Origin of the sequence: Sphingomonas spermidinifaciens (assembly GCF_002351485.1) — a bacterium.
GTDB classification, from domain to species: domain Bacteria; phylum Pseudomonadota; class Alphaproteobacteria; order Sphingomonadales; family Sphingomonadaceae; genus Sphingomonas; species Sphingomonas spermidinifaciens.
In genome coordinates this window covers 1,048,067-1,073,831 of record NZ_NWMW01000002.1, presented here as the reverse complement: position 1 = coordinate 1,073,831, position 25,765 = coordinate 1,048,067, and the positions used below count along the sequence as shown (strand labels likewise).

Genomic DNA, 25,765 nt, shown 5'->3' with positions numbered 1-25,765 from the left:
TGCGGGGGCGACGACCGCCGCCCCCGCCCCGATCAGAAGCGGACCGTCACGCCCGCGCGGTACGACTGATTGCGAACGTCGTCGCGCTCGATCGTCGTATCCGCCGCGATCGAGAACTCGAACCGCTCGCTGCCGAAAGCGATACCGCCGCCGACCTCGCCCCAGGTCTGGTCCTGCGAACTGGTCGGGAAGAACGCCCGTGCCGGCGTGCCGCCAAGGAAGCCCGCACGGAACACGCCGGGTCGATCCTCGAGGTCGTGGACGACATAAGCCGAGGCGAAGGGACGGAAGCCCGATGCATTGCCGCGCGCCTGCACGCCGCCGCGCAGCTGGAAGCTGTCGAACTTCTCCCCGTCGATCGTCAGCGCGGGACCGCCGCCGCCCTGTTCGGCGACCTTGCCGAACTCGATGCGGCTCGCCCGGATCGCCGCGCGGGGGCCAAAGGTGAACGCCTCGCTGCCGAGATTGTAGCTGGCACCCACTTCGGTCGAGAGCGTGAACGCATCGTCACGACCGTAGAAGTCATAGGCGTTGCCGACAAACGTTCCCGACCGGCGGACGTTCGACTGATAGACGCCCGCACTGAACTGCGCATCGAGCGACGCTCCGACGGTGGCGCCGATCTTGCCGTAGAGCGTGCCCTGAATCAGCTCGCCGCGCGCCTGCTGGTTCATCACGCGATCGCCGTCGATGTCCGAATAGGACAGGCCGAAGCCGAGCACGCCATTTCCGCCGAGCTGCCCCTCGAGCCCGCCGACGATGTAGAAGCCGTCAAAGCGGTCGCGGCCGCCCGCCGGCATCGCGCCCAGCATCGGCGCCGCCGATCCGTCGATATAGCCACCGGCCAGATAGGCGGATACCGTCTCGGGCAGGACACCCTCGGCCATCATCGTCGAAGGACTGTCGCTGACCTGCGAGGCGCGGCCGGGCATCGCGATCTCGTTCGCCGCGAACTCGAGCGGCTTGCCGATCATCGCGACACTGCCGCCGGCGAAGCTGTCGGTGCGCAACGAGGCGAGCCGCTCGCGATAGAAGCGCGCCATGTTGTCGAGTGCGACGGTGCCGATCGCGCGGCGCGTCGTCTCGGCCCGCGGGGCCAGGCTTTCCAGCGTTCCGCGGATCGTGTCAACGCTGGCGAGGTCGAGGCCGCTATAGATGCCGGCCAGCGACGAATAGGCGGCGCGGTTGTTGTCGAGCAGGCTCGCATAGGCGGTCTGCACCGGCGTCGCCGCGACGACGCTGGCATAGGGCCGCGCAGCGACGCGCACGCCAACCGAATTCGCACCGTAGCGGAGCTCGGGGAACAGGATCGCGCTGATCGAGGTGGCGTTGGCGAAGGTGCCCGTGACCCCGCCATCGGTCGTGGTGAGGACGGTATAGGCGTCGCCGAAGCGCGGCAACGTGCCCGCCGCCTGACGCAATGTCAGCGTGCCGCCGAGCTCCGCCCTGCCGGCGACCAGCCGGTCCGATGCGCCATTGGGACCAACATCGACGAGATACTGTCCGCCCGAGGTAAATACCGCCGCGCCGCTGACGTTGAGCGTGCCGATCGCGCCCGCCGCGCCCGGCGAGACGGTGCCGCCCGAGGCGACCGCCAGGCTCGACAGCCTGCCGGTGCCGCCGATCGTGCCGCCCCCTGCCGCGGTCAGGGCCGAGCGGATGAGGCTGCCGTTGACGGTCAGCGTCCCCTGCTCGACGCGGGTCGCGCCGCTGTAGCTATTGTCGCCGGCGAGGATCAGTTCGCCGCCACCACGCTTGGTAAGGCCGCCGATATCGTCGGGAAAGCCGGCGAGCACTTCGGGCGAATAGCGGTCGCGCGCGTCCTGGATGTCGTTGGTCCAGAGATCGACCGTGCCCGTCGCGACATCGACGGTGCGCGTCTCGCGAAGCGCGGTCGGGCCGGCGAGCGCCACGCCCATCTGCGGTGCGCCCCAACCAGACTTCAGATCGACCCCCGCGGCGTCGAGGTCGAGCGAGCTCGATACGAGGATGTCGGAGATGAGGCCGGTATTGTACTCGGGGAACCACTCCATCAGCAGCGCGGCGAAGCCCGACACGTTGGGCGCCGCCATCGACGTGCCGGTGAGCGCGCCGTAACCCGGCCCGCCATAGCTGATGAAGTTGCGCAGCTCTGCGGTGATGAGCGCGTCGGCCTGGACCAGCACGCTTTCGGAGAAGCCGCGGGTGAGCAGACCGACGTTCGCGGTCAGGATGTTGGCGAGCGTCGAGGTATAGCCATTGGGGTCGCCGCCGACGAAGCGCGAGCCGTAAGCGAGTGAAATCGCCACCGCCTGCTGCGCGGCAAAGGTCCGCTCGCGCGCCTCGTCGAACTCGACGCCGGCTGCCTCGGCGGCGTCCTTGCGAGTGAGGTAGCCGACAAGCACGTTGATCCACGCGTTGGTGGCAGCGTTGTTGAGCGCCGCGACCGTCGTCGCCGAATAGATGCCGGCGAACATCGCCGGGGTGTACTTGGCGCGGATCGCCGCGGTATTGACGGTATAGAGATTGACGCCCGAGATCACGGAGCTGCCCGGACCGGCGACGCACCATGTCGCGGTCTGCCCGCAGAAGCTGGTGCTGGGCGCAGCGGTTCCGTTTGCCCGATAGTTGGCGACGGACAGCCAGTTCGAGCGCAGCCGCATGTCGTTGAGCGGCGTCACGGCGTCAATGCTGGCATGGACGCCGCCGCCATTGCCCGCAGAGAACACGACGAGCACGTCGTTGGCGAGCACCGGATCGTAGAAACCGTTGAGGTTCTGAGCGAACGCCGCCTTCGCCTGTGCGAGCGTGGCGGTATAGGGCAGCGACGTGCCCGATCCCCAGCTGTTGTTGACAATGCGGACGATGCCGGTGTTGGCCGCGTCGATGATGTTGTCGCGCGGCGTCGAGACCGTGGTTCCGTCGAGGATCTGGTCCTTCCACCACAGGAAGTCGCCGGCGGCGAAATTGGCCGTGACCGAGACGATGTTGGCGCCGAAGGCGTTGCCGAACATCCGTTCGCCTGCGATGCGCGCGCCCGCCGCCGTACCGGCGACATGGGTACCGTGAATCTCCCACGGGCGGCGCGGATTGACGATGCCGTCATTGCCATAGGCGGCAGGCACCACGGTGCGCAGACCCGTCAGCTTGCCCGCGCCCTGGAAAAGCGGGTGATTGGGCAGCACACCCGAATCGTTGATACCGATCGTCTGCCCCGCGCCCGTCAGACCGAGCACATAGGCATATTCGAGACCGAGATAGCGCTTGGTGTAATCGACGCTGAACTGCGCGTCGGTCCGCCACGATTCGAGCGCGGCGTTGTAATCTGCGGTGCGCGTGCCGTCGGCCATGTAATAGCCGCCCGCGGGCGGCGGCGGCACGGCCGGCGCGGCCGTCTGCGCCGCGGCCGGCACCGCGACGAGCCCGCTGGACGACAGCAGCGCGGCCGCGAGCAGCGAACGGACGATGCGACGGTCGGAACGATGATACTTCAAGATGAGCCTCCCCCAAAAGCCGACGGCTTTCCCGGTGGGGAGGCTATTTCGTGACAGCCGCAACTGTCCAGCCACGGTCGCGTCGCCAGATGAAACACGGCTAAACTGCGCTATTTGCGCAACAACCTTGTACTCCACCCGCTGCGCACCCGCTACTTTCGACCACAGCATACGTATTTTACCGCTACCAAGTTCGGCCGATCTGATGGAGTGTTGCCTCACGATGCCGACGGTTGATCGGCACGGTTCTGCGAGGGGAGGCTCGACATGACGGACGATCCGGCGGCACGCGGCGCGACACGGCGCGAGGCGTTGACGCTCATGGGTGCAGCGGCGATGACCGCGGCGGCGCCTTCAATCGCCGCACCGCCTGCGCGCGGGCTCGACGCCATCGCCCGCACACGCGGGCTCCGCTTCGGCTCTGCGACCGCCTGGAGCGCGCCGGGCGCAGATCGCGGCGGCATCGGCAATCCGCGCTACACCGCGCTCCTCGAGCGCGACTGCGGTATTCTCGTCGCCGAGAACGAGATGAAGTGGCAACGGCTGCGCCCCACTCCTGCTACGTTCGACTTCGAGCGCGCCGATGCCATCGTCGCCCTTGCTAAGGCCAAGGGTATGGCGATGCGCGGTCACACGCTTTTGTGGCACCAGACCAAATGGATGCCGCGCTGGGAGGCGACGCATGATTTCGGCCCCCGCCCCGCCACTGCCGGCGCGGCGATGCTGACCCAGCACATCCAGACGGTGATCGCCCGCTACGCACCGCAGGTCGCGAGCTGGGACGTGGTCAACGAGGCGGTCAATCCCAACGGCAGCGGCCTTTATGAAACTGCGCTGTCGCGCGCCATCGGCGGGGCCGAGCCGACGCTCGACCTCGCCTTCCGCACGGCGCGCGCCGCGGCGCCGGGCGCGCAGCTCGTCTATAACGACTATATGAGCTGGGAGCCCGGCAATGACGCGCACCGCGCCGGCGTTCTCAAGCTGCTTGAGGGATTCAGGAAGCGGGGCACCCCCGTCGATGCGCTGGGGCTGCAATCGCATCTGGTGACGCAGGGGACTGCGGGCGGGATTGCCGGGCAACAGGCCGAATGGCGCCGCTTCCTCGATGCCGTGACCGGCATGGGCTACAAGCTGGTCGTCACAGAGTTCGACGTGCGCGACAACCGCCTGCCTGCCGACCCGGCCATACGCGATCGCGGGGTGGCCGATTATGCGCGCGCCTATCTCGACGTGACGCTCTCCTATCGCCAGCTTCGCGACGTGCTCGCCTGGGGGCTGAGCGACCGCTACAGCTGGATCGAGGGGTTCGAGCCGCGCGGGGACAAGGCGCGCCGCCGCCCGACGCTCTACGACCGCGACTTCAGGCCGAAGCCGCTCTATGGCGCGGTCGCGGCTGCACTGACCGCGGCGCCCGAACGCTGACCTGATCAAGACAAGAAAAGACGGGGGATATGATGAAGAAGACTGCCGCAGCCGCGCTGTCCGCGCTGCTCGCCACCACTGCGCTTGCGCAGGATGCAGGGACGCAGGGGATCGCCCACCCACAGCTCTGGCCGACCGCCAAGAGCCAGGGCCTGATCGATGCCGCGACCGAGGCGAAGATCACCGCGCTGATGGCGAAAATGACGCTGGAGGAAAAGGTCGGGCAGATGATCCAGGCCGATATCGGCGCGATCAAGCCCGAGGATCTGCGGCGATATCCGCTCGGCTCCATACTGGCTGGGGGCAGTTCGCCGCCGCTCGGCAAGCCCGACCGCTCGCCCGGTCCCGACTGGACCGCGACCAGCCGCGCCTTCGAGGCGGTGGCGATGGAGCGGCGCGCGGGCCACACGCCGATCCCGCTGATCTTCGGCGTCGATGCCGTCCACGGCAACAACAACGTCGTCGGCGCGACGCTCTTTCCGCACAATATCGGCCTCGGCGCGGCGCACGATCCCGACCTGATCCGCCGCATCGGCGAAGCGACGGCGAAGGAGACCGCCGCCGCGGGCATCACCTGGGCGTTCGGCCCGACGCTGGCGGTGCCGCAGGACGACCGCTGGGGCCGGACGTACGAGGGCTATTCGGAGGATCCGGCGCTGGTGCGCAGCTATGCCGCGCCGATGATCGCGGGGCTTCAGGGCGCGCCCGGCCAGGGTACGATCCAGCAGGGGCGCGTGGCGGCAAGCGCCAAGCATTTTCTCGGCGACGGCGGCACCAAGGACGGCATCGACCAGGGCGACGACCAGATCGACGAGCCGACGCTGATCCGCATCCACAATGCCGGCTATCCCTCCGCGATCGACGCGGGCACGATGACGGTCATGGCCTCGTACAGCTCGTGGCAGGGCCGCAAGATGCATGGCAACAAGAGCCTGCTGACCGACGTGCTCAAGGAGCGGATGGGCTTTGCCGGCTTCGTCGTCGGCGACTGGAACGGCCATGGGCAGATTCCCGGCTGTACCAAGGAGGACTGCGCGCAGACCTTCAACGCCGGCCTCGACATGGCGATGGCGCCCGACAGCTGGAAGGGCCTGTTCGACAACACGGTGAAGCAGGCGCGAGCCGGCACGATCCCGATGGCGCGGATCGACGATGCAGTGCGCCGCATCCTGCGCGTCAAGTTCAAGCTCGGCCTGTTCGACGCCGCCCGCCCCTATGAGGACCGCGCCGGCGTGATCGGCAGCGCCGCCCACCGCGCGATCGCGCGCGAGGCGGTACGAAAGTCGCTGGTGCTCCTCAAGAACGACGGCGTACTGCCGTTGAAGGCAAGCGCGCGCATCCTTGTGGCGGGCACCCACGCCGACGATGTGGGCCTGCAGGCGGGCGGCTGGACGCTGAGCTGGCAAGGCGACGGCAACAAGCCCGCCGACTTCCCAAATGCCCAGTCGATCTATGCCGGCATTGCCGAAGCGATGCGCCAGGGCGGCGGCAGCGCGGAGCTGAACGTCGAGGGCAAGTTCACGACGAAGCCCGACGTCGCCGTCGTCGTGTTCGGCGAGATGCCCTATGCCGAGATGCGCGGCGACACCCGCACGCTCGAGTTCCAGGCGGGCGACAAGCAGGCGCTGGCGACGCTCAAGCGGCTGAAGGCGGCGGGCATCCCCGTCATATCGGTGTTCCTGTCGGGCCGTCCGCTCTGGGTGAATCCCGAGCTCAACCAGTCCGACGCGTTCGTCGCCGCCTTCCTGCCCGGCTCGGAGGGCGGCGGGATCGCCGACGTGCTGGTTGGCGATGCCAACGGCAGGCCGCGGACGGACTTCACCGGGCGGCTGTCCTATAGCTGGCCCAAGACCGCGGACCAGTTCACGCTCAACAAGGGCGCGCCCGGCTACGACCCGCTGTTCGCGCTCGGCTACGGCCTGACCTACGCCAAGCCCGGTCGTGTGCCGAAGCTTGCGGAGGTCGCGGGGGTCGATGCGAGCCTCGCCAACACCAGCCTCTTCTACACGCTCGGCCGCACGCCTGCGCCCTTCGCGTGGAAGCTCGACGGCGTGACCGCAGCGGCGGTAGATTCGGCGCGAACACAGGAAGGCGCGTCGCTGCTCACCTGGACGGCCGGGCGGCAGGGGACCGCGCGGATCGCCGGGCCGCAGCTCGACCTGACGCGCGAGACCAATGCCGATGTGCTCCTCCAGATCCAGTACCGGGTCCAGACCGCTCCCGCCGGCGCGGTCCGTCTGTCACTCGGCAGCGGCAGCGTGAACGCGCAGAGCCTGTTCGCGGCGGGCGGCGGATGGAAGACGGCGCGCGTGCCGCTCAAATGCTTTGCGGCGGCGGGCGGCGACATGGCCAAGGTCGATGTGCCGGTTGCGCTTTCGGCAACGGGGCCGTTCGCGGTCGCGATCGCAGATGCGCGGCTCGTGACCGATCCCGAAGGCGCCGTCTGTCCGAACTGAACGGTTCGTCACCCCGGACTTTCCGGGGTGACGACGCAAAAAAGGGGCGCGTCCGACAACCGGACGCGCCCCTTTTCGCACTTCGGGTGCAGCCCCTTCCGGGACCGCACCCGCCCCCTTAGAAATTGCCGCGCAGGATGAACGAGAAGCGGCGGTCGTTGATGAAATAGGACCGCGGCGCCAGCCGGTCCGGATCGCCCGTGTACGCCTGCAGCGTACGCGTCGATTCGTTGGTCAGGTTGACGCCCTGGACGCCGACCTTGATCCACTTGTTGACATTGATGAACGCCGACGCGTCGAGTTGTCCCGTCTCGTCATTGTAGATCGACGTGAAGGGGAAGATCACGTCCGCCGCCGTCAACAGGAAGCGCGAGCGCCAGTTGTATGCGGCGCGCAGCGACACCGGCCCCTTTTCGTAGAACACCGTCGCATTGACGTTGTGCTTCGACAGCCCCTCAAGCGGCAGATTGCCCGGCGGGATCGGCGACTCAGCCGACGGCGTGCCGCCGTTGAGGAATGAGTTGGGCAGGCCCGAGCTGTCGATATACGAATAGTTGCCGTTGAAGCCGAGGCCGCTCAGCAAGCCCGGCAGGAAGTCGAAAGTCTGCTGGTACGAAACCTCGACGCCCTTGATCTTGCCCGTTCCGTCGAAATTGGCCGGACCGCGGATCAGCACCGGAATGGTGACACCGTTGCTGGTGATGTCGCGGGTGATCAGCGACGAGAAGAAGAAGTTGTCCACCGCCTTGTAGAAGCCGTTGACCGTCAGCGAGCCGACACGCGCGAAATACCATTCGAGCGTGGCGTCGAACTGCCAGGCGGTTGCCGGCTTCAGGAACGGATTGCCCGCCGTGGCCGTCGCCGCACCCGAGTTCGGATCGGTCGTCACGCCGATGAAGTTGCGGATGTTGGCGAGGTCGGGGCGCGTCAGCACCTTCGACACCGCGAACCGGGCAACCAGGTCGCGCGACAGGCCGAGCTTCAGGTTGAAGCTGGGCAGGAAATAATCGTACTCGTTCCGCGCGACATCGGTGACGGTCTGGCCATTGGCGAACTGCTGGAGCTGGGCATAGCCCGCGGCGCCCAGGTTACAGATGCCGCCTGGCCGGGACGGCGGCGTTCCCGGCGGTGCGCCATCGGGCACGCGGGGATCGCAGCGACCGGTGAAGATCGTCTGGCCCGTGGCCGGATCGATCTCGGTCCGGCTGAACGGATCGACGATGCCCAGCGCCTCACGCGTCGGCACGCCGATCCGGCCTTCCGAACGGATGTTCGTCGAAACGTAGCGGACGCCAATATTGCCCGACACGCGGACGCCCGCGAAAACCGGGTCGTCCGAGCCGAAGTTCAGCATCACATAGGCGGCGCTGTCCTGCTGGTTCACCGGCTGGATTTCTTCGGGCAGGTACGCCGACCCGGCGATGGCGTTCGGACGCTCGGCCGCCGGCACCCAGCGATTGGTCGCGGTTGCGCCGTTCGGGGCCCGCCAGATGTCGTTCAGCGACTTAAAGTAGGTCGCGGAGCCCTGATAGTCGTTGATCAGGTCGCCATTATAGTAATAGCCGCCCACCGGACCCGGCGTCGCGCCGCGGAAGAAGTCCGGGAACGCGAAGAAGTCCGACCGCGAGGTGTCACCCTGGTTGAACGTCACCGGCGCACCCGACCACACTTCGCTGATCGCACCCCAATTGTATGCCGTATACTTAACCGTTTGATTGCGCTCAGAATAGCGCGCGCCGAACTTCACGCGGTTGAGAAACGATCCCTCGTCGAACTTGTACGAGAAGTCGCCCTTGATCTGGTATTCGGAACCCCGCGAGTCTTCGAGGTGGTCCATCGCGGCACGCCAGAACTGGAAATCACGATTCTGGAAATACTGCTCGTCGGTCGCAGCGACCATCGCCGGGTTCGGCGTCGCCCAGTCCGCCGCGAGCGTCAGGGGCTTGTGCGGGATCACGACCGGCGTTTTGCCGGTTAGGTCGAGCTCCTGGTCGGCGAAAGTCGACCCGAACACACTGAGGTCGAGGTTTTCGCGCCGCGCATAGGTATAGTCGACATCGAGATTCATCGACCAGCGGTCATTGAGCTCGTGCTTGAGGTTGAAGCCCAAGTCACGGACCTCGTTCTCCTCAAAAATCTGACGACGCGACAGCGACTGCTGGATACCGCCGGTCGGGACGGTCGTGGTGGCCGACCCGCTCGACGCGGTACGCCAGCCGGTACCCGGCAGGGTGATGTAGCCCTTCTGGAACAGGCCGTCGTCGCCGAACTGGTAATTCTGCGTCGTACCCGTGGGGCATTCGGCCCGCGTGCCGCCGTTCGGGCCGTTGGTGTTCTGAAGGCAGCCATAGGGATAGGTATTGTATTCGGAAAGGTCGGGCGCGCTCTCGAACGTCCGCTCGCCCCAGGCGTTGGTCGAGTGCGAGCGAAGGAACTGCGCGGCAATCTGCGTGCGCTTGTCCGTGCTCTCCCACTGGAGCGCGAGCGCCTGGCCGTCGCGCTTGCGATCGAAGTCCTGCGTGCGGAATTGCCCGCCGATCGGCGCGTAGAGCGGGCCGGCCGCCAGATCGAGGAACCCGTCGGCGCCCGGCGTCGTGCCGCCAAAGCCACAGGTGCCGGCCGGGGGCAGCGTCTGCGTGTCGCCCGTGCCGGGGAGCGGATTGCGGCATTGGATGCCGCCGCCGTTCGCCCCTTCGGCGCTGCCTCCGTCGCGTGTCTGGATGTTGGTGATCTGGATGCCGTCGGCGCGGCTCTTGATGCGCGAATAGGACAGGTTGGCGAGGATGCCGAAGGTGCCGATCCCCGTCTCGAACGTGTCGCTGACGAGCAGCGAGGCGGTCGGCGTCCATTCCTTGCGGAAGTCGCCATAATTGGCCTCGACGCCGCCGCCGATATGGAAGCCCCGATTGTCGAACGGCTTGCGCGTGTTGAGGTTGACGGTGCCGGCGAGGCCACCCTCGATCAGGTCGGCGGTCGCGTTCTTGTAGATCTCGACCGAGCCGAGCAGTTCGGCCGGCACGTCGGCGAAGTTGAGCGCCTGGCCGCCGATGCCGGCTGCAAACGCGCTGCGGCCGTTGAACTCCGACCGGACGAAGTTGAGACCGCGCACGACGACGCCCGAACCCTCGACCGAGAAGTGGTCGGGGTCGTTCGACCCGGCGAAGCGGTTGATCGAGACGCCGGGCACGCGCTGCAGCGCCTCGGTCACCGAACGATCGGGCAGCGCGCCGATGTCCTGCGCGGTGATCGCATCGACGACGGTGTCGGCGTTGCGCTTGATCGCCTGCGCATTGGCAAGGCTCTGGCGGATGCCGGTCACGACGATGTCGTCGACGCCCGCCTCGTCGGCCGGGACGGTGGTCGCCGACTGGCCCAGCGGTGCGTCGGCGGTGGGCTGCGTCGTCGCGCCGTCCTGCGGCTGCGCGGACGGAGTCGCGCTGCCCGCACTGCCCTGCCCGGAGGCAGCGCCGGTCTGCGCCAATGCGGGCGCGGCGAGCGCAAAGCTGCACACCGCCCCGATCGAGACGCCACACTTCAACAATTTACCGAAATCTCGCGTGTTCTCGACGCGCAGCGTGCCAGAGCCATTAAAGGCCATGATCCTCTCCCCCCATTTGCACCTGACATGTTGGCCATGTCTTATCATCGAACGTAATCGTGCTTTCGGGTGATGATCAAGCGATTTTGTTTGCGGTAACATCCCCTTCTTGATGCATACGAAGTCAGCGCGCGACTGTTGCATCCGGGCAACAATCCGGCCGATGCGCCGGCTTGACGGTCGCGGCATGATGGTCGAGCCAGAGCATCGGGAGAGGGCGGCGAAGGCACCGGCAATGACGGACGGGCACGCACAGCGGGTCGTGATCGTGGGGGGCGGCACATCGGGATGGATGGCCGCGGCGGCACTGGCGCGCCTTCTGCCCAGACGCTGTTCGATCCACCTCGTCGAGTCGGAAGCGATCGGCATCGTCGGGGTCGGCGAAGCGACGCTGCCGCATATCCGCCACTTCAACGAGCGACTGGGCATCGCAGAGGCCGACTTCATGCGCTGGACCCGCGCGACCTTCAAACTGGGGATCGAATTCCGCAACTGGGGGCGGATCGGCGACAGCTACGTCCATCCCTTCGGCACGTTCGGACGCGGCCAGGGCGACGTCGATTTCCACCATTACTGGACGCGAGCGCGCCTCGCCGGGCATGACGTGCCGCCGCTCGAGCAATTCTCGATCGCGTGCATGATGGCCCGGCTGGGGAAGTTCACGACGCCCGGCGATCCGCAGAGCCTCGCCGGCACCTTCGGTTATGCCTATCAGTTCGACGCGGTGCTGTTCGCGCCCTATCTCCGTGCGCTGGCCGAGGGGCTGGGCGTGCGCCGGACCGAGGGCCGGGTTGTCGATGTGGAACTCGACGGCGAGCGCGGCGACATCCGCGCGATCGTGCTCGACGGCGGGCTCCGCATCGAGGGCGACCTGTTCGTCGATTGCTCGGGCTTCCGCTCGCTCCTCTTGGGTGAGGCGCTGGGCGAGCCGTTCCAGGACTGGTCGCGCTGGCTGCCCGCCGATCGTGCCGCGGCGATGCCGTGCCGGACGCGCACCGACGTCACCCCCTATACCAGCGCGATCGCGATGCCCGCGGGCTGGCGCTGGCGCATCCCGCTCCAGCACCGCACGGGCAATGGCTATGTCTATTCGAGCGCCTTCGTTTCCGATGACGAGGCGGCGAGCGCGATCGAGGCGGCGGTCGAGGGCGAGCCGATGGCTTCCCCCCGACTGCTGCGCTTCAGGGCGGGACGGCGCGAGCGCAGCTGGGTGCGCAACTGCGTTGCGGTCGGGCTGGCGAGCGGGTTCCTCGAGCCGCTCGAATCGACGAGCATCTACCTCGTCCAGCAGGCGATCACCGCGCTGGTCGAGCTGTGGCCCGAACGCGACATTGCCGATGCCGACCGGGACGAGTTCAACCGGATCATCGACCTCGAATATGATCGCATCCGCGACTTCCTGATCCTCCATTATCACGCGACCGAGCGCGATGATTCGGCGTTCTGGAACTACGTCCGGACGATGCCGATCCCCGACAGCCTGGCCGAGAAAATCGAGCTGTTCCGCCGCCGGGGCAGGATCGTGAAGTATCGCGAGGGCGTGTTCCTCGATGCCAGCTGGGTGGCGGTCTATCTCGGCCAGCGGGTGATCCCAAAGGGCTTCGATCCGCGTGCCGACCTGCCCGCGTCGGCTGATTTGCTGCGCAGCATGAAGGCACTGCATCAGGAGGTCGCCGAGACTGCCGCAGCGATGCCGGCGCATCTCGACTTCATCCATCGTTATTGTCCCATGGCCGAGGCGGCGTGAGCAGCGGCGCGATGCGATCGGTCGTCGTCGCAGGCGGCGGCATTACCGGCTGGGCGGCGGCGGCGGCGCTCAAGCGGCGGCTGCCGATGCTCGAGGTGACGGTGCTGCCGATCGCCCCGCCCGCGGACGCGCTCGCCGACCGCTTCCCCGCCACCCTGCCCTCGATCCTCGCCTTTCACGGCGATCTCGGCCTGTCGGAGGCCGATGCGATCGTGCGTACGCGGGCCGGGTTTCGGCTCGGCAGCCGCTTCGTCGGCTGGGGCGAGGGATTGCCTGATTACGTCCACAGCTATGGCACGCACGGCCCGGCGATCGAGGGAACGGCGTTCCACCAGCACTGGCTGCGCGCCCGCGATGCCGCACCGTTCGACCGCCATGCGCCGGCCGCAATGCTCGGCCGTGAGGGGCGGTTCGTCCCAGCTGGCGAAGCGCCGATCGACGGCTATGAATATGGCCTGGTCCTCGACCTCCCTGCGCAGACGGCAATGCTGCGCGCGTTCGCCCTGCATCTCGGCGTGCGCGAGGCCGCAGGCGCGTTCCGCACCCTGACCCTCGAAGATAGCGGCTTCGCGCGTGCGATCGATACCAACGCAGGGCCGCTTGCCGCCGACCTGTTCGTCGACGCGACTGGACCAGCGGCGCAGCTGCGCTCGGCCATGGGCGGCGCGCGCGATGATTGGCGGCGCTGGCTGTCCTGCGACCGCTTTGTCATCGCGGCCGAAGCCGCCGCGGCGCCGCCCGGCTCGCTCGACACGGTCGAAGCGCAACCCACGGGCTGGCGCTTCCGCATCGAAGGGTTGAATGAGACCACCACCGGCGCCTGCTGGTCAAGCGCGCATGACGCTCGCGAGGGGATTGCATTCGAGGCGGGCAGCTTCGCCGAACCCTGGCTGCGCAACGTCGTCGCGATCGGCGACGCGGCGACGGTGGTCGAGCCGCTCGAATGGACCAACCTCCATCTGGCGCTGAGCGGCATCGACCGGCTGGTGACGATGATGCCCGGCCGCGATTGCGCCCCCGTCGAGATTGCCGAGTTCAACCGTCAGGCCGCGGCCGAGGCGGTGCGGGTGCGCGACTTCTTGATGCTTCACTACGTCACCGCGCGCCGGCCGGAGCCGTTCTGGCGCGAGATGGCGGCGGCCGAGCTGCCCGACACGCTCGCCCACACGCTGACGCAATTCGCCGAGCGCGGGCGCCTGCCCTTCTACGAGGAGGAGACGTTCGCGCGCGATTCATGGCTGGCGGTGCTGTTCGGCCAGGGCGTCCGCCCGCGCCGCCTCGATCCGCTGGTCGAGGCGATCGACCCCGCGCCGATCGCGGCGGGCATGGCGCGCCACCGCGACGCGATCGCCGCCGCGGCCGCGCGCGCGCCCACCCATGCCGCCTTCCTTCAGGCGCTTCACCGACAGGCTTTGAGATGAACGAGCACACGATCCGCAACGTCGTCATCGTCGGCGGTGGCACCGCCGGCTGGATGGCGGCCGCGGCCTTTTCGCGTTTCCTCGCCAACGGCGTCACGCGCGTCACCCTCGTCGAATCGGACGAGATCGGCACGGTGGGCGTGGGCGAGGCGACGATCCCGCCGATCCTCACCTTCAACCGGATGCTCGGCATCGACGAGGGCGAGTTCCTGCGCGAGACCGCGGGCACCTTCAAGCTGGGCATCGAGTTCGTCGACTGGGGCGGGCCTGGCGAGCGTTACTTCCATCCCTTCGGCTTCCATGGCCGCGACCTTCAGGGCGTCCATTTCCACCAGTTGTGGCTGCGCGAGCGGGCGCGGCGCGCGATCCCCGACATCTCGTCCTGGTCGATGAGCGCGGTCGCCGCCGCCGCGGGCCGGTTCGGCCGCCCCGCGCCCGACGCCAAGTCGGCGGTCAAGGACCTGCTCTACGCCTTCCACTTCGACGCGGGCCGCTATGCGGCGTTCCTCCGCCGCTATGCCGAGCGCGGCGGCGTCACGCGGGTCGAGGGCAAGATCGAAGCCGTCGAGACCCGCCCGGGCGATGACCATGTCGCCGCGGTGAAGCTCGCCGACGGCCAGCGGGTCGAGGGCGACCTGTTCATCGACTGCTCGGGCTTTCGCGGCCTGCTGATCGAGGAGGCGCTCCAGACCGGCTATGACGACTGGACGCGCTGGCTGCCCGCCGACCGCGCCGTCGCGGTCCCCTGCGCGCTGCCGGGCGAGCCCGATCCGTTTACCCGCGCGACCGCCCGCGGCTCGGGCTGGCAATGGCGCATCCCGCTCCAGCACCGGATGGGCAACGGCCTCGTCTATTCGAGCCAGTTCCTGGACGACGACGCGGCGGAGGCGGAACTGCTCGCCAATCTGGAGGGCGAGCCGCTCGCCGACCCGCGCCGCATCCGCTTCACCACCGGGCGGCGGCGCCATTGCTGGAACCGCAACGTCGTCGCACTGGGCCTGTCGAGCGGGTTCATCGAGCCCCTCGAATCGACGTCCATCCACTTCATCCAGTCGGGGATCGCACGGCTGATCGCACTGTTCCCCGACCAGCGTTTCGACCCCGTCGAGCGGGACGAGTACAACCGCCAGATGCGCGACCTCTATGAGGACGTGCGCGATTTCGTCGTCCTTCATTACAAGGCGACGCGGCGCAGCGACACGCCCTTCTGGAACCATTGCCGGACGATGGAGGTGCCCGAGAGCCTGACGCGCAAGATCGACCTGTTCCGCGGCAAGGGCCGGGTGTTCCGCGAGGGGCAGGAGCTGTTCGGCACGACCAGCTGGGTCGCCGTGTGCTTGGGCCAGCACATCGTCCCCGAGCGCCACGAACCCGCGGCCGACGCCCTCGACGAAGAGAAGGTCGCCGCCGCACTCGCGCAGATGTACGAGGAGTATCAGGCGGTCGCCGAACGCCTGCCCACCCATGCCGAGTTCATCGAACGCTCGGGCGCACGCTCCCCGCTCGCCGCGCCACCCGCGGCCGAGCCGGCGCTTCCCACCTTCTCGTTCGAGAACGAGTCGCCCTTTGCCGACCGGAGCTTCAGCCTGTGAGGGACGACGCGCTTCGCAAGCTGGTGATCGTCGGCGGCGGCACCGCCGGCTGGATGGCGGCAGCGGGCATCTCGCGCGTCGCGGGCGAGCTGCCGGGGCTAGAGATCGAGCTCGTCGAATCGGAGGAGATCGGCACCGTCGGCGTCGGAGAGGCGACGATCCCGCAAATCTGCCTCTACAACGCGATGCTCGGCTTCGACGAGGCCGAGTTCGTGCGCGAGACGCACGCCACCTACAAGCTCGGCATCGAGTTCGTCGACTGGACGCGGATCGGCCACCGATATGTCCACCCGTTCGGCTTCTACGGCATCGACATGGGCGGCATCCAGTTCCACCATCATTGGCTGAAAGCCAGGATGCTGGGCGACCGCACCCCGCTCGACGCCTATTCGCTGAGCTGCGTCGGCGGGCTCGCGGGCAAGTTCGCGCACCCCCGCCCCGACCAGCCCAATTCGCCCTTGTCGAAGATCGGCTATGCCTTCCAGTTCGATGCGGCGCTCTATGCCCGCTACCTGCGCAAGCTTGCCGAGCGCTGGGGGGTGAAGCGCACCGAGGGACGGATCGTCGACGTGCTCAAGGATGGCGAGAGCGGTCATGTCACCGCCGTCGTCCTCGCCGACGGACGCCGCGTCGAGGGCGAGCTGTTCGTCGATTGCTCGGGCTTTCGCGGCCTGCTGATCGAGGGCGCGATGGGCGCGGCGTTCGAGGATTGGTCGAGCTGGCTCCCCTGCGACCGCGCGCTCGCGGTGCCGTGTGAGACGGGCGGCGACCGTCTGCCGCTCACCCGCGCCACCGCCAGGCCAGCGGGCTGGCAATGGCGCATCCCGCTCCAGCACCGGATCGGCAACGGCTATGTCTATTCGAGCGCGCATATCTCGGATGACGAGGCGGCGGCGACGCTGCTCGCCAATCTCGACGGCGCCGCGCTCGCCGAGCCGCGCCCTCTGCGCTTCAAGGCGGGGCACCGGCGCGAGGCGTGGAAGGGCAACGTCGTGTCGCTGGGGCTGGCCGGCGGCTTTCTCGAACCGCTCGAGTCGACCAGCATACACCTCGTCCAGTCGGGTATCGCGCGACTGATGACGCTGTTCCCCGCGCGCGGGCTCGACCCGCTCGAGATTGCGCGGTTCAATGCGGAGACCGAGCAGGAATATGTCGACATCCGCGACTTCCTGATCCTCCACTATACCGCGACCGAGCGCGACGACACGCCGTTCTGGGACTATTGCCGCACTCTGACCCCGCCCGAGGGGCTGGCCTACAAGCTCGACATGTTCCGCCGCAACGGCCGCATCTTTCGCGAGCATGAGGAACTGTTCACCGAGACGAGCTGGCTGTCGGTGATGGTCGGGCAAGGGATCGAGGCGGGCGGCTATCACCCCGTCGCCGACCTGCTGCCCGACGAGGAGACGCTGCGCCGCGTGGCGCATATCCGCGAGGTGGTGGCACAGACCGCGGCGGCGATGCCCGACCATGAGGGCTTTTTGCGTCGCATCGGCTGCGACCTCACGCCGCTCAAGCGCGCGTCGTGACCGCGCTTCCCCCGCCCGCCCCGATCCGCGAGGTCGAGGGGCTGACCCGCGCCGCCTTCGATGCGGAGATCCGGCCCGGAGCCGAGCCCGTCGTCATCCGCGGCCTTGGGCGCGACTGGCCGGTGGTGCGCGCCGCACGTGAGAGCGACGAGGCGCTGGTCGCCTATCTCAAGCGCTTCAGCCACCCCAATCCCGTCAACGCGATCGTCGGCGCGCCCGAGATCGAAGGGCGCTTCGGCTATACCGACGACCTGACCGCGCTCAATTTCACCCGCGGCCAGTCGCCGCTCGACCCGTTCCTCGACCGGCTGCTGCGCGATCGAGGCGCGGCGCGCCCCTATGCGATGGCGGTCCAGTCGATCCCCGCGGGCGAGCTCGTCCCCGGGTTCGAGCAGGAGAACGGGCACGACCTTGTCGACGCCAGCGTCGTGCCGCGGCTGTGGCTGGGCAATGCGATCCGTGTGGCGACGCATTACGACCTTCAGGAAAATGTCGGGGTCGTGGTGGCCGGCCGCCGGCGCTTCACGCTGTTTCCGCCCGACCAGGTCGCGAACCTCTATATGGGGCCGCTCGAGCTGACGCCTGCGGGCACGCCGATCAGCCTGGTCGATCCCGCCGACCCCGACCTCGCCCGCTTTCCGCGCTTTGCCGACGCGGCGAAGACCGCGCGTACAGCGACGCTAGAGCCCGGCGACGCGATCTATATCCCCTTTCACTGGTGGCACGCGGTCGATTCGCTCGGCCCGATCAACATCCTGATGAACTGGTGGTGGAGCCCCGCCGCCGCGCCCGAGGCGGGCGCCTATGACGCGCTCCTCTTCGCGCTGCTGGCGCTCGGCTCGTTGCCTGCCGACCAGCGCGCGGCGTGGCGGACGATGTTCGACCATCTCGTCTTTCGCACGGGCGGCCAGCCCGCCGAGCATCTGCCCGCCGAGGTCCGCGGCGTGCTGGGCGAGATCGATGCCGAAAAAGCGGGGCGCATCCGCGCGACGCTGCTCCACCAGCTTGCTCAATCCACCTAAGGAACGCTGACCCATGAAGATGCTCGCGCCCGTCGCGCTGTTAGCGGTAGCGGCCCAGACCCCGCCGCCGGCCATCCATCTGAGCCAGCTCGGCTTCCTGCCCGATGGTCCCAAGCGCGCGATCGTCGCCACCAACGGCGATGCGCCGCTCGAATGGCGCGTACTCGACGCTGCGGGCAAGGTGGTGGCGAGCGGGCGGACGCAGCCCGGCGGCTTTGACGAGGCATCGGGCGACCGCTTGCAGATCGTCGACTTCGGCGCGGTCACGGCGCCGGGCGAATATCGCCTCGCCATCGCCGGGGCGGAGAGCCGGCCCTTCGCCGTGCGCGCCGGCCTCTTTGCGCCGCTTGCCAAGGGGGCGCTCAACTTTTTCTATCAGCAGCGCGCGGGCGTGCCGATCGAGGCGCGCTTCGCCGGGGGCGACCGCTGGGCACGCCCCGCCGGCCATCCCAGAGAGGTCGCCGCCTGCTTCAAGGGCAAGGACCCGCGCGGCACCGACTGGCCGGGCTGCGCCTATACGATCGACGTGACCGGCGGCTGGTACGATGCGGGCGACCACGGCAAGTATGTCGTCAACGGCGGCATCGCGCTGTGGACGCTCCTCAACCTGCACGAGGTCGCCGCCCCCTTTCCCGACCGGAGCGCCGCGCTGCCCGAGGCGGGGAACGGCGTCCCCGACTTGCTCGACGAGGCGCGCTACCAGCTCGAGTTCATGCTGAAGATGCAGGTGCCGGAGGGGACGCGGACGCCGCTGCCCGTCGGCCATCAGCGCGGCGGCGGGGCGATGAATCTGACGATGCTCGACGCGGGCGGCATGGCGCATCACAAGATCGCCGACGCCAACTGGACGCGCCTGCCAATGCGGCCGGCTGACGATCGCGAGGCGCGCCTCCTCTATCCGCCGAGCACCGCGGCGACGCTCAACCTCGCGGCCGTCGCGGCACAGGGCGCGCGGCTGTGGCGGACGACCGACCCCGCCTTCGCCGCCAGGTGTCTGGAGGCCGCCAAGCGCGCCTTCGCCGCCGCCGAGCGCAACCCGAACGTCTATGCCGCGACCGCCTTCACCGGCAGCGGCGGCTATGGCGACGGCGAGGTCGCGGACGAGTTCTTCTGGGCGGCATCCGAGCTGTTCGCCACGACCGGCGACCCCGCCTATCGCGCCGTCCTTACCCGCTCGGGCCGCTGGGCCGACGCCGCGACGCGCGAGCCGAGCTGGAGCGACGTGGCGCTGCTCGGCACGATCAGCCTCGCCACCGCGCCCGGTATCGACCCCGCGATCGCGACCCACGAGCGCGCGCGCATCGTTGCGCTTGCCGACCGCTTCCTCGCCGAACGCGACCGGGCGGGCTATCGCCTGCCCTATGGCGGCACGCGCTATCCCTGGGGATCGAACGGCGCGATCCTCAATCGCGGCATGGTGCTCGGCGTCGCGCACCGGCTGACCGGCGCGGCCAAGTATCGCGAGGGCATGATCGACGCGGCCGACTACGTGCTCGGCCGCAACCCGATCGACCAGTCCTATGTCGCCGGATTCGGGTGGAAGCCGCTCGCCAACCCGCACCACCGCTTCTGGGCGCCCAGCCTCGATCCCAGCCTGCCCGGCCCGCCGCCGGGCACGCTGTCGGGCGGTGCCAACAACACTGCCTTCGCCGATCCCGTCGCGAAGCGCAGCGAGGGCAAGTGCGCGGCGCAGCGCTGCTACGCCGACGACGTCGGTGCGTTCGCCTGGAACGAGGTGGCGATCAACTGGAATGCGCCGCTGGTCTGGGTGGCGGCCTATCTCGACCGCCCGCCGCGTCAGTGAAGCGTCGGGCGCTCGGCGACGTCATTGCCGAGGAAGGCGATCAGCCTGCCGATCTGGCGCCAGCGGCAGAAGGCGACATGATTCCCGATGTCGCGGCTGCGCACCGCGCGCGCATTGGCCTCGTTCTCGGCATCCCCGCCCAGGCTCGCGATCAGTTGTTCGGCATCGCGCAGCGCAGCCGCGTCGGGCAGGTAGAAGCTCGTCATGCGCGCGGTGTTCCAAGGCGCGTGCCAATCCGGCCGCACGACGGTCCAGTGCGACGCACGAAAGTTAACGCGCGTTCCGGCTCTGTCCCCCGCCGGGACCGCCGTGCCACGGCGGGACGGCTGGCGTCCCGCGGCGGGACGTGGCAAGGCGGCGTGCATGGCTGATCCCCGCCCCTCGCGCGGCCCCGTTGCGGGCGGCGCCATCCTTGCGCTGACGATCATGGCCGGTGTCGTGGTCGGCGTCGCGCTGCGGCAGCCGTCGATCGGCCTGCTCGGCGGGATCGCCGTCGGGACGGTGATCTCGATCCTGATCTGGCGGCGCGATCGCCGCTCATAGGGCCCGGCTGACCCAGACGACGCGGCCGACGATCGCCACCCGGTCGGCCGCGACGCTGCCGGGCGACGGCGCATCGGCATTGTCGCTGGTGACGACGAGCCCCCCCGCGCCGCGCACGACGCGCTTGACCATCAGCACCTCGTCCAGCCGCAGCACATAGACGCCGCCCTTTGCGCTCACGGCCGTTTGCGCCGCATCGACGAGGATGTCGTCGCCCGGCCAGAGCGTCGGCACCATCGAGTCGCCCGCGACGCGGATCATCGAGGCGTCGGCGGCGCGCACGCCAAGCCCCGCCAGCATTTCGGGCGGCAGCATCAGCGCGGCGCGCGGCTCCTCGATCTCGGCCAGCCCGCCCGGCCCCGCCGAGGCGGCAAGGTCGAAGCGGGCGACCGGCACCGCCCGTGTCGCACGGCCGCCCAGCACCGCCTCGTCCACGCCCAGGAACGCCGCGATCGTCTCGCGATCCTCCTCGCCCAGCCGGCGCGGCGACCCGCGCGTCACGTGCTGCTGCACATAGGCAGGGTTGCGGCCGATCAGCCGCGACAGCCGCGACAGGCTGACTCCTCGCTCGGCAGCGAGCCTGGCCAGCGCCGCCCTCGGATCCTCGACCAGCATGATCCAGTCATAGCCATAGGATTTTTCCTAGACAAGTTGGGAATGCGAGAACAGAAATAGAACAACGGAGTCGCGAACGGGAGATGCGAGATGGAGTTGCTGCCGCGAATCGAGGCACATCTGAAGGCGACGGGCACGCCGGTCACATTGTTCGGGCGACGGGTGGCGCGCGACCCGCGCCTCGTCCTCGACATGCGCCGCGGACGCGAACCTGGACCGTCGATGCGCGAGCGGATCGAGGCCTATCTGGCGGGGGAGGCCCGCTGATGGCGCGCGGACCCGATGCCGGCGCGCTGGTCGAGCGCGCGCTCAACCTGTCGGCCGCCGCTGCCGGCGTGCCGATGCGCATCGTCGAGGCGAGCGCCACGCGCTGGGCGAGCGCGACCTTTGCCGGCGCGCGTCACGTGCTCGATCTGGAGGTGGGCGGCGACCGCGCCTCGCGCGCCTGGCTCGGCGCGCTGGGCGAGGCCGAGTTGCCGATGCGGGGACAATTGATGGCCGATTGCACCGTGGTCGCCACGCGAGTCGGCGAGCGGTCGGTCTGCGCCCGCGTTGAGGCGCTGACGGTCGAGACCGCTTAGCGCGCGGCGGCGAAGCGGCGGAGCATCGCCAGCGCCTCGTCAAGGTCGCCCGAATGGGCGCGCTCGACCAGTGCCGGCCCGCCGCCGCGCCGACGCACGCCGCGCTCGAGCCGGTCGAGCAACGCATGGATCGTCGCCTCGGTCTCGGGTGCGGCGATCGGACGATCGGCGCTCCAGTCGGGCACCGGCGCGAGCGAAGCGCCACGCTGGGTCGGCGTCACCTCGAAGGTCTCGATGCGGACATGCTCGACCACCGGGTCGGGCTCGCGTGCGGGCTCGGCGCGGAAAAGTGGCTTGACGGGCTCGCTCGGCGTCAGCGGCTCAGCGGGGATGGCGGCCGGATCGAACGCGGCGAGCGGCTGATCGAGGTCGCGGGGGATGTCGCGTTCCGGCGGCGGGGCGCCACCGACGTCGAGGAACGGCGTGCCGAGGTCGCGCATCGCCTTCACCGGCTCGCGCACGGGCGCGTCGGGATGGCGGTCGGCGCGGCGCACCACGGTGCGGACGACGCGGCGCGCAGGGGCGAGGCGCTGGACAGCGGCAAAGGTCGCCCCGCCCGCCCCCAGCATCGCGAACACGATCAGCGCGCCGCGAAAGGTGGTCCCAAGCGGCGGCGCGGCGGCGGGCAGCAGTGCGGGCAGCCCCGTCTCGATCACCAGCGACTCGATACGCCAGCTGGGCAGGAGGGCCGCGACGGCCCCAGCGGCAGCGGCGACGATGGCCGCGGCAATCAGCCGGGGATCGAAGTTCATGCGTTGACTGGCGGTAAGCGCGACCATGATTCGTCCATTGCTGCGGCGTTTGAAAGCCGTTGGTAAACAGGTTGGTAGCGCGAAATATTTGACGACCAGTTACGCTCGCGTTCGACGAAGGCGCGCGCCCGCGCACGCCGAGCGTCCCAGCCGGCGCGATCGGCGAACAGGGCGGCGAGCGAATCGGCGAGCGCCGCGGGATTATCGGGCGCGAACAGCGTGCCCGTCACCCCGTCCTCGACCAGCTCGCGATGCCCGCCGACATTAGAGGCGGCGACCAGCCGGCGCTGCGCCATCGCTTCGAGCGGCTTCAGCGGCGTGACGAGATCGGTGAGGCGCATATGCTTGCGCGGATAGGCGAGAACGTCGATCAGACTGTAATAGCGCTCGACCTCGTTATGCGGCACGCGACCGACGAAACGGATGCGGCTCGCGACCGGCGACGCGGCCGCCGCGGCGCGCAGCTGAGGCTCCATCGGCCCGCCGCCGACCATCAGCAGTTGCGCCTGCGGGCGCTTCGCCACCAGCGCGGGCATCGCCGCGATCAGGTCGTCGAGACCCTCATAGTCGTAGAAGCTGCCGACATAGCCGGCGACCTCGTGCCCCATGCCCAGCTCGGCGGCCAGCGCCTCGTCGCGCGCCAGCGGCTCGCCGAACAGCGACAGGTCGACGCCGTTGGGGCTAACCATGATCTTCTGCCCCGGAATGCCGCGCGCGATCAGGTCCCCGCGCAGTCCCTCGCAGATCACACTCACCGCATCGACGCGGCGGCATGCCCAGGTTTCGAGCGCGCGGGTCAGCCGGTACTTGGCCGATCCCTCGCGCCCCGTCCCGTTGCCGACCGCCGCATCCTCCCAGAAGGCGCGGATTTCGTAAAGGAGCGGCAAGCCCCGCTTCTTCGCCACGCGCAGCGCGGCGAGCGCGCCCATCACCGGCGAATGCGCGTGGAGGATGTCGGGACGGAAGGCATCGACCGCCCGCTCGATCGCGCGGGCAAACACACCGATCTCGCGCCACTCGCCGAGCGGCGGCGGCCCGGCGGGGCGCATCGAACTGCGATGAAAGTCGAGGCCGTCGAAGGTTTCGACCGGCGCATCGACGACGTTGTAGCGCGGGCCAGTCACCCCTGCGACGGCCCAGCCGCGCGCCACCTGCGCCTTCAGGATCGCGCGGGTACGAAAGCTGTAGCCGCTGTGAAGCGGCAGGCCGTGGTCGAGGACGTGGAGGATGCGCATGAGAGGGGCATGGCACGACAGGCTTTAACACCCGGTCAACCGCGATCGCGGGTTTAACCCGGCGGCAACCCCAGCCCGCTAAGCCGGGCCGCATCATGATCGACGGCTTTTCGATCCTTCTCACCCACGGGCTGATGCTGCTGGCGGCATGGCGGATGCTGTCGCGCCCCGATCTCGACCGCGAGGACGGCGGCGCGGACAAGGGCTTCGCCGCGCGGCGCAAGCCGTGATCCGCACCGGGGAGCTTCGCGCGCTGACCGGCGCGCGGGGGATCGCGGCGTGGCTCGTGGTCTTCTACCATCTGCGCCAGTCCCTGCCCCCCGTTCCCGCGTGGGTCATGGCAGTGCTCGACAAAGGCTATCTGGCGGTCGATTTCTTCTTCGTGCTGTCGGGCTTCGTCATCGCTCTTTCGTGGGGGGCGCGGTTCGATCGTGAGCGATGGCAGGCGGCACCTCTATTCCTCAGGCGTCGTTTTGCGCGGGTCTGGCCGCTTCATGCAGTGGTGCTGACCGGCGGGGTGGGCCTGGCGCTGCTGCTCTGGGTCACGGGCCGGCATGATCCGGTGACCTACCCGTTCGTCGACCTGCCAATTCATTATCTGCTGATCCAGAACTGGGGCTTCGCCTACCTCGCCTGGAACGAGCCCGCCTGGTCGATCTCGGCCGAGAGCTTCGCCTACCTCATGTTCCCGGCACTGGTCTTCGCCCTCCGGCTGGAGCGACGGCGCACTGCCACTCTGCTGTTGCTAAGCGGCGGATTGATCGCGCTGCAGGCGGGCGTGTTCGCGGTACGCGGGGTCTGGACCCTCGGGCAGTTTATCCCCCAGCTTGGACTGATCCGCTGCGTAACCGGGTTCACGCTCGGAATGCTGGTGTTCAGACTGTTCGCCCGGCGTGGCCGACATCCGGCGCTCGCAGGCTCAGCCACGGCGGTGGTCGCCGCGACGCTGGCGCTCGGGTTCGCCGGGCTGGCCGAGACGCTGGTCGCGCCGACCGGCTTCGCCGCGCTGGTGCTGCTGCTCGCGCTGACGGCCGGTCGCCGGAACAACCCGTTAGAAACGGCGGTCCTCCACCGCCTCGGCGAGTGGAGCTACGCCACCTATCTCGCGCATTTCCTTATGTGGAAGGCGTTCAAGCTCGCCTTCGTTCACGCACCCGGCCCGGTCGAGTGGCCGCTGATCGCGCTCTATGCAGCGATGGTGCTCTTGGCCTCCGCGCTGCTCTATCACTTCGTCGAATTGCCGGCACAGGCCTGGATCAACCGGCCGCGGCGGACGGGGACGCCAAAGGGCGCCCCCGCGCTGCGTTAGGCGTCCTCGCCCACCTTCTCCAGCGCCTCGATCAGCGCCTTGTTGAAGGCGGGGATGTCGTCGGGCTTGCGGCTGGTGATGAGGTTGCCGTCGACGACGACCTCCTCGTCCACCACCTCGGCCCCGGCGTTCTCGAGGTCGGTGCGTACCGAGGGCCAGCTCGTCACGCGGCGACCGTCGACCACGTCAGCCTCGACCAACAACCACGGTGCGTGACAGATGGCGGCGACAATCTTATCGTCGTCCATGAACGCCTCGACGATGTCGACGGCCTTCTCCTCCATCCGCATCTTGTCGGGATTGCCGACGCCGCCGGGCAGGAGGAGCGCGTGATAATCGTCGGGATCGACCTGATCGAGCGTCAGGTCGGGGGTGATCGTCTCGGTCGGGTCGCTGTCGTTCTTGACGCCCTGGATCGGGTCGGTCCCGATCGAGGCGAGGGTCACTTCGGCACCGGCATCGAGCAGCGCCTGACGCGGCGCGAACAGTTCGTCATGCTCGAAGCCGTCGGTCGCGAGGATGAGCACGCGGGCAGCGTTGAGGTCGGCCATTTGGGGCACTCCATCGGCTTGGGGGATCACCGTCCTGAACACGCCCCCGCCCCCCGTTGTTCCGCCGCCCGGCGCCGGAACGAAAGCCCGTAGAGACGCATTGAAGCGGCCTTTC

The 25,765-nt window shown here is 68.8% G+C and carries 20 protein-coding genes; 13 read left to right on the top strand and 7 right to left on the bottom strand.

From position 1 onward, the window contains the following. Window positions 1-32: 32 nt before the first annotated feature. Window positions 33-3,473: a S8 family serine peptidase gene (locus COC42_RS15090; RefSeq protein WP_096344081.1), complete on the bottom strand. Its 3,441-nt coding sequence runs from the start codon at window positions 3,471-3,473 to the stop codon at window positions 33-35. Window positions 3,474-3,740: 267 nt separating this feature from the next. Between COC42_RS15090 and COC42_RS15085 the strand changes: the two genes are divergently transcribed. Both COC42_RS15085 and COC42_RS15080 read left to right on the top strand, forming a co-directional pair. Continuing rightward, the gene (locus tag COC42_RS15085) at window positions 3,741-4,895 is read left to right on the top strand and encodes an endo-1,4-beta-xylanase (RefSeq protein WP_245844192.1); all 1,155 of its coding nucleotides are present in this window, start codon (window positions 3,741-3,743) and stop codon (window positions 4,893-4,895) included. Window positions 4,896-4,927: 32 nt separating this feature from the next. Next, a complete protein-coding gene (locus COC42_RS15080; protein WP_425442859.1) occupies window positions 4,928-7,351 on the top strand; it encodes a glycoside hydrolase family 3 protein in 2,424 nt (807 codons plus the stop codon). Between the two features lie 118 nt (window positions 7,352-7,469). Here the strand turns inward: COC42_RS15080 and COC42_RS15075 are convergent, their stop codons facing one another. Then, on the bottom strand, window positions 7,470-10,949 hold the full coding sequence (locus COC42_RS15075; protein ID WP_096344079.1) for a TonB-dependent receptor: 3,480 nt from the start codon (window positions 10,947-10,949) through the stop codon (window positions 7,470-7,472). Window positions 10,950-11,184: 235 nt separating this feature from the next. On the opposite strand from COC42_RS15075, the gene COC42_RS15070 reads away from it, so the two are divergent. Genes COC42_RS15070 through COC42_RS15045 form a run of 6 tightly spaced genes read left to right on the top strand, consistent with a single transcriptional unit; the run spans window position 11,185 to window position 20,064 of the window. Beyond that, window positions 11,185-12,696, top strand: coding sequence for a tryptophan halogenase family protein (locus COC42_RS15070; protein ID WP_096344078.1), 1,512 nt, complete (start codon window positions 11,185-11,187; stop codon window positions 12,694-12,696). Between the two features lie 11 nt (window positions 12,697-12,707). Then, a complete protein-coding gene (locus tag COC42_RS15065; RefSeq protein WP_096344248.1) occupies window positions 12,708-14,117 on the top strand; it encodes a tryptophan 7-halogenase in 1,410 nt (469 codons plus the stop codon). Next, window positions 14,114-15,709 (top strand): tryptophan halogenase family protein, encoded by a 1,596-nt coding sequence (locus COC42_RS15060; protein ID WP_096344077.1) that lies wholly within the window; start codon window positions 14,114-14,116, stop codon window positions 15,707-15,709. Before COC42_RS15065 ends, COC42_RS15060 begins: the two co-directional genes overlap by 4 nt. Next, window positions 15,706-17,238: a tryptophan halogenase family protein gene (locus COC42_RS15055; RefSeq protein WP_096344076.1), complete on the top strand. Its 1,533-nt coding sequence runs from the start codon at window positions 15,706-15,708 to the stop codon at window positions 17,236-17,238. Before COC42_RS15060 ends, COC42_RS15055 begins: the two co-directional genes overlap by 4 nt. Then, window positions 17,235-18,260, top strand: coding sequence for a cupin-like domain-containing protein (locus COC42_RS15050; protein ID WP_096344075.1), 1,026 nt, complete (start codon window positions 17,235-17,237; stop codon window positions 18,258-18,260). Before COC42_RS15055 ends, COC42_RS15050 begins: the two co-directional genes overlap by 4 nt. Before the next feature lie 13 nt (window positions 18,261-18,273). Then, window positions 18,274-20,064, top strand: coding sequence for a glycoside hydrolase family 9 protein (locus COC42_RS15045; RefSeq protein ID WP_096344074.1), 1,791 nt, complete (start codon window positions 18,274-18,276; stop codon window positions 20,062-20,064). Here COC42_RS15045 and COC42_RS15040 read toward each other — a convergent pair. Then, window positions 20,058-20,270, bottom strand: a complete 213-nt coding sequence (locus tag COC42_RS15040) for a hypothetical protein (RefSeq protein WP_096344073.1) — start codon at window positions 20,268-20,270, stop codon at window positions 20,058-20,060. The two genes, COC42_RS15045 and COC42_RS15040, sit on opposite strands and share 7 nt — an antisense overlap. A gap of 157 nt (window positions 20,271-20,427) precedes the next feature. On the opposite strand from COC42_RS15040, the gene COC42_RS15035 reads away from it, so the two are divergent. Then, a complete protein-coding gene (locus COC42_RS15035; protein ID WP_096344072.1) occupies window positions 20,428-20,607 on the top strand; it encodes a hypothetical protein in 180 nt (59 codons plus the stop codon). Here COC42_RS15035 and COC42_RS15030 read toward each other — a convergent pair. Then, window positions 20,602-21,222: a S24 family peptidase gene (locus tag COC42_RS15030; protein ID WP_096344071.1), complete on the bottom strand. Its 621-nt coding sequence runs from the start codon at window positions 21,220-21,222 to the stop codon at window positions 20,602-20,604. The genes COC42_RS15035 and COC42_RS15030 overlap by 6 nt on opposite strands. A 90-nt stretch (window positions 21,223-21,312) precedes the next feature. Here COC42_RS15030 and COC42_RS17765 point away from each other — a divergent pair, with 90 nt between their 5' ends. Further along, the gene (locus COC42_RS17765; RefSeq protein ID WP_176484705.1) at window positions 21,313-21,489 is read left to right on the top strand and encodes a hypothetical protein; all 177 of its coding nucleotides are present in this window, start codon (window positions 21,313-21,315) and stop codon (window positions 21,487-21,489) included. After that, entirely contained in the window at window positions 21,489-21,803 is a 315-nt protein-coding gene (locus tag COC42_RS15025) for a hypothetical protein (protein ID WP_096344070.1), read from the top strand. The genes COC42_RS17765 and COC42_RS15025 overlap by 1 nt, the downstream gene beginning before the upstream one ends. On the opposite strand, the gene COC42_RS15020 is transcribed toward COC42_RS15025, so the two are convergent. Then, window positions 21,800-22,555 (bottom strand): hypothetical protein, encoded by a 756-nt coding sequence (locus tag COC42_RS15020; protein WP_096344069.1) that lies wholly within the window; start codon window positions 22,553-22,555, stop codon window positions 21,800-21,802. The genes COC42_RS15025 and COC42_RS15020 overlap by 4 nt on opposite strands. Further along, on the bottom strand, window positions 22,552-23,790 hold the full coding sequence (locus tag COC42_RS15015; RefSeq protein ID WP_096344068.1) for a TIGR04063 family PEP-CTERM/XrtA system glycosyltransferase: 1,239 nt from the start codon (window positions 23,788-23,790) through the stop codon (window positions 22,552-22,554). The genes COC42_RS15020 and COC42_RS15015 overlap by 4 nt, the downstream gene beginning before the upstream one ends. 95 nt (window positions 23,791-23,885) lie before the next feature. Between COC42_RS15015 and COC42_RS18130 the strand changes: the two genes are divergently transcribed. Beyond that, complete coding sequence (locus COC42_RS18130; protein ID WP_281253109.1) at window positions 23,886-24,020, top strand: hypothetical protein; 135 nt, start codon at window positions 23,886-23,888, stop codon at window positions 24,018-24,020. After that, window positions 24,017-25,099 (top strand): acyltransferase family protein, encoded by a 1,083-nt coding sequence (locus tag COC42_RS15010; RefSeq protein WP_245844189.1) that lies wholly within the window; start codon window positions 24,017-24,019, stop codon window positions 25,097-25,099. Before COC42_RS18130 ends, COC42_RS15010 begins: the two co-directional genes overlap by 4 nt. Here COC42_RS15010 and COC42_RS15005 read toward each other — a convergent pair. Then, a complete protein-coding gene (locus tag COC42_RS15005; protein ID WP_096344066.1) occupies window positions 25,096-25,650 on the bottom strand; it encodes a type 1 glutamine amidotransferase domain-containing protein in 555 nt (184 codons plus the stop codon). The genes COC42_RS15010 and COC42_RS15005 overlap by 4 nt on opposite strands. Window positions 25,651-25,765: the final 115 nt, after the last annotated feature.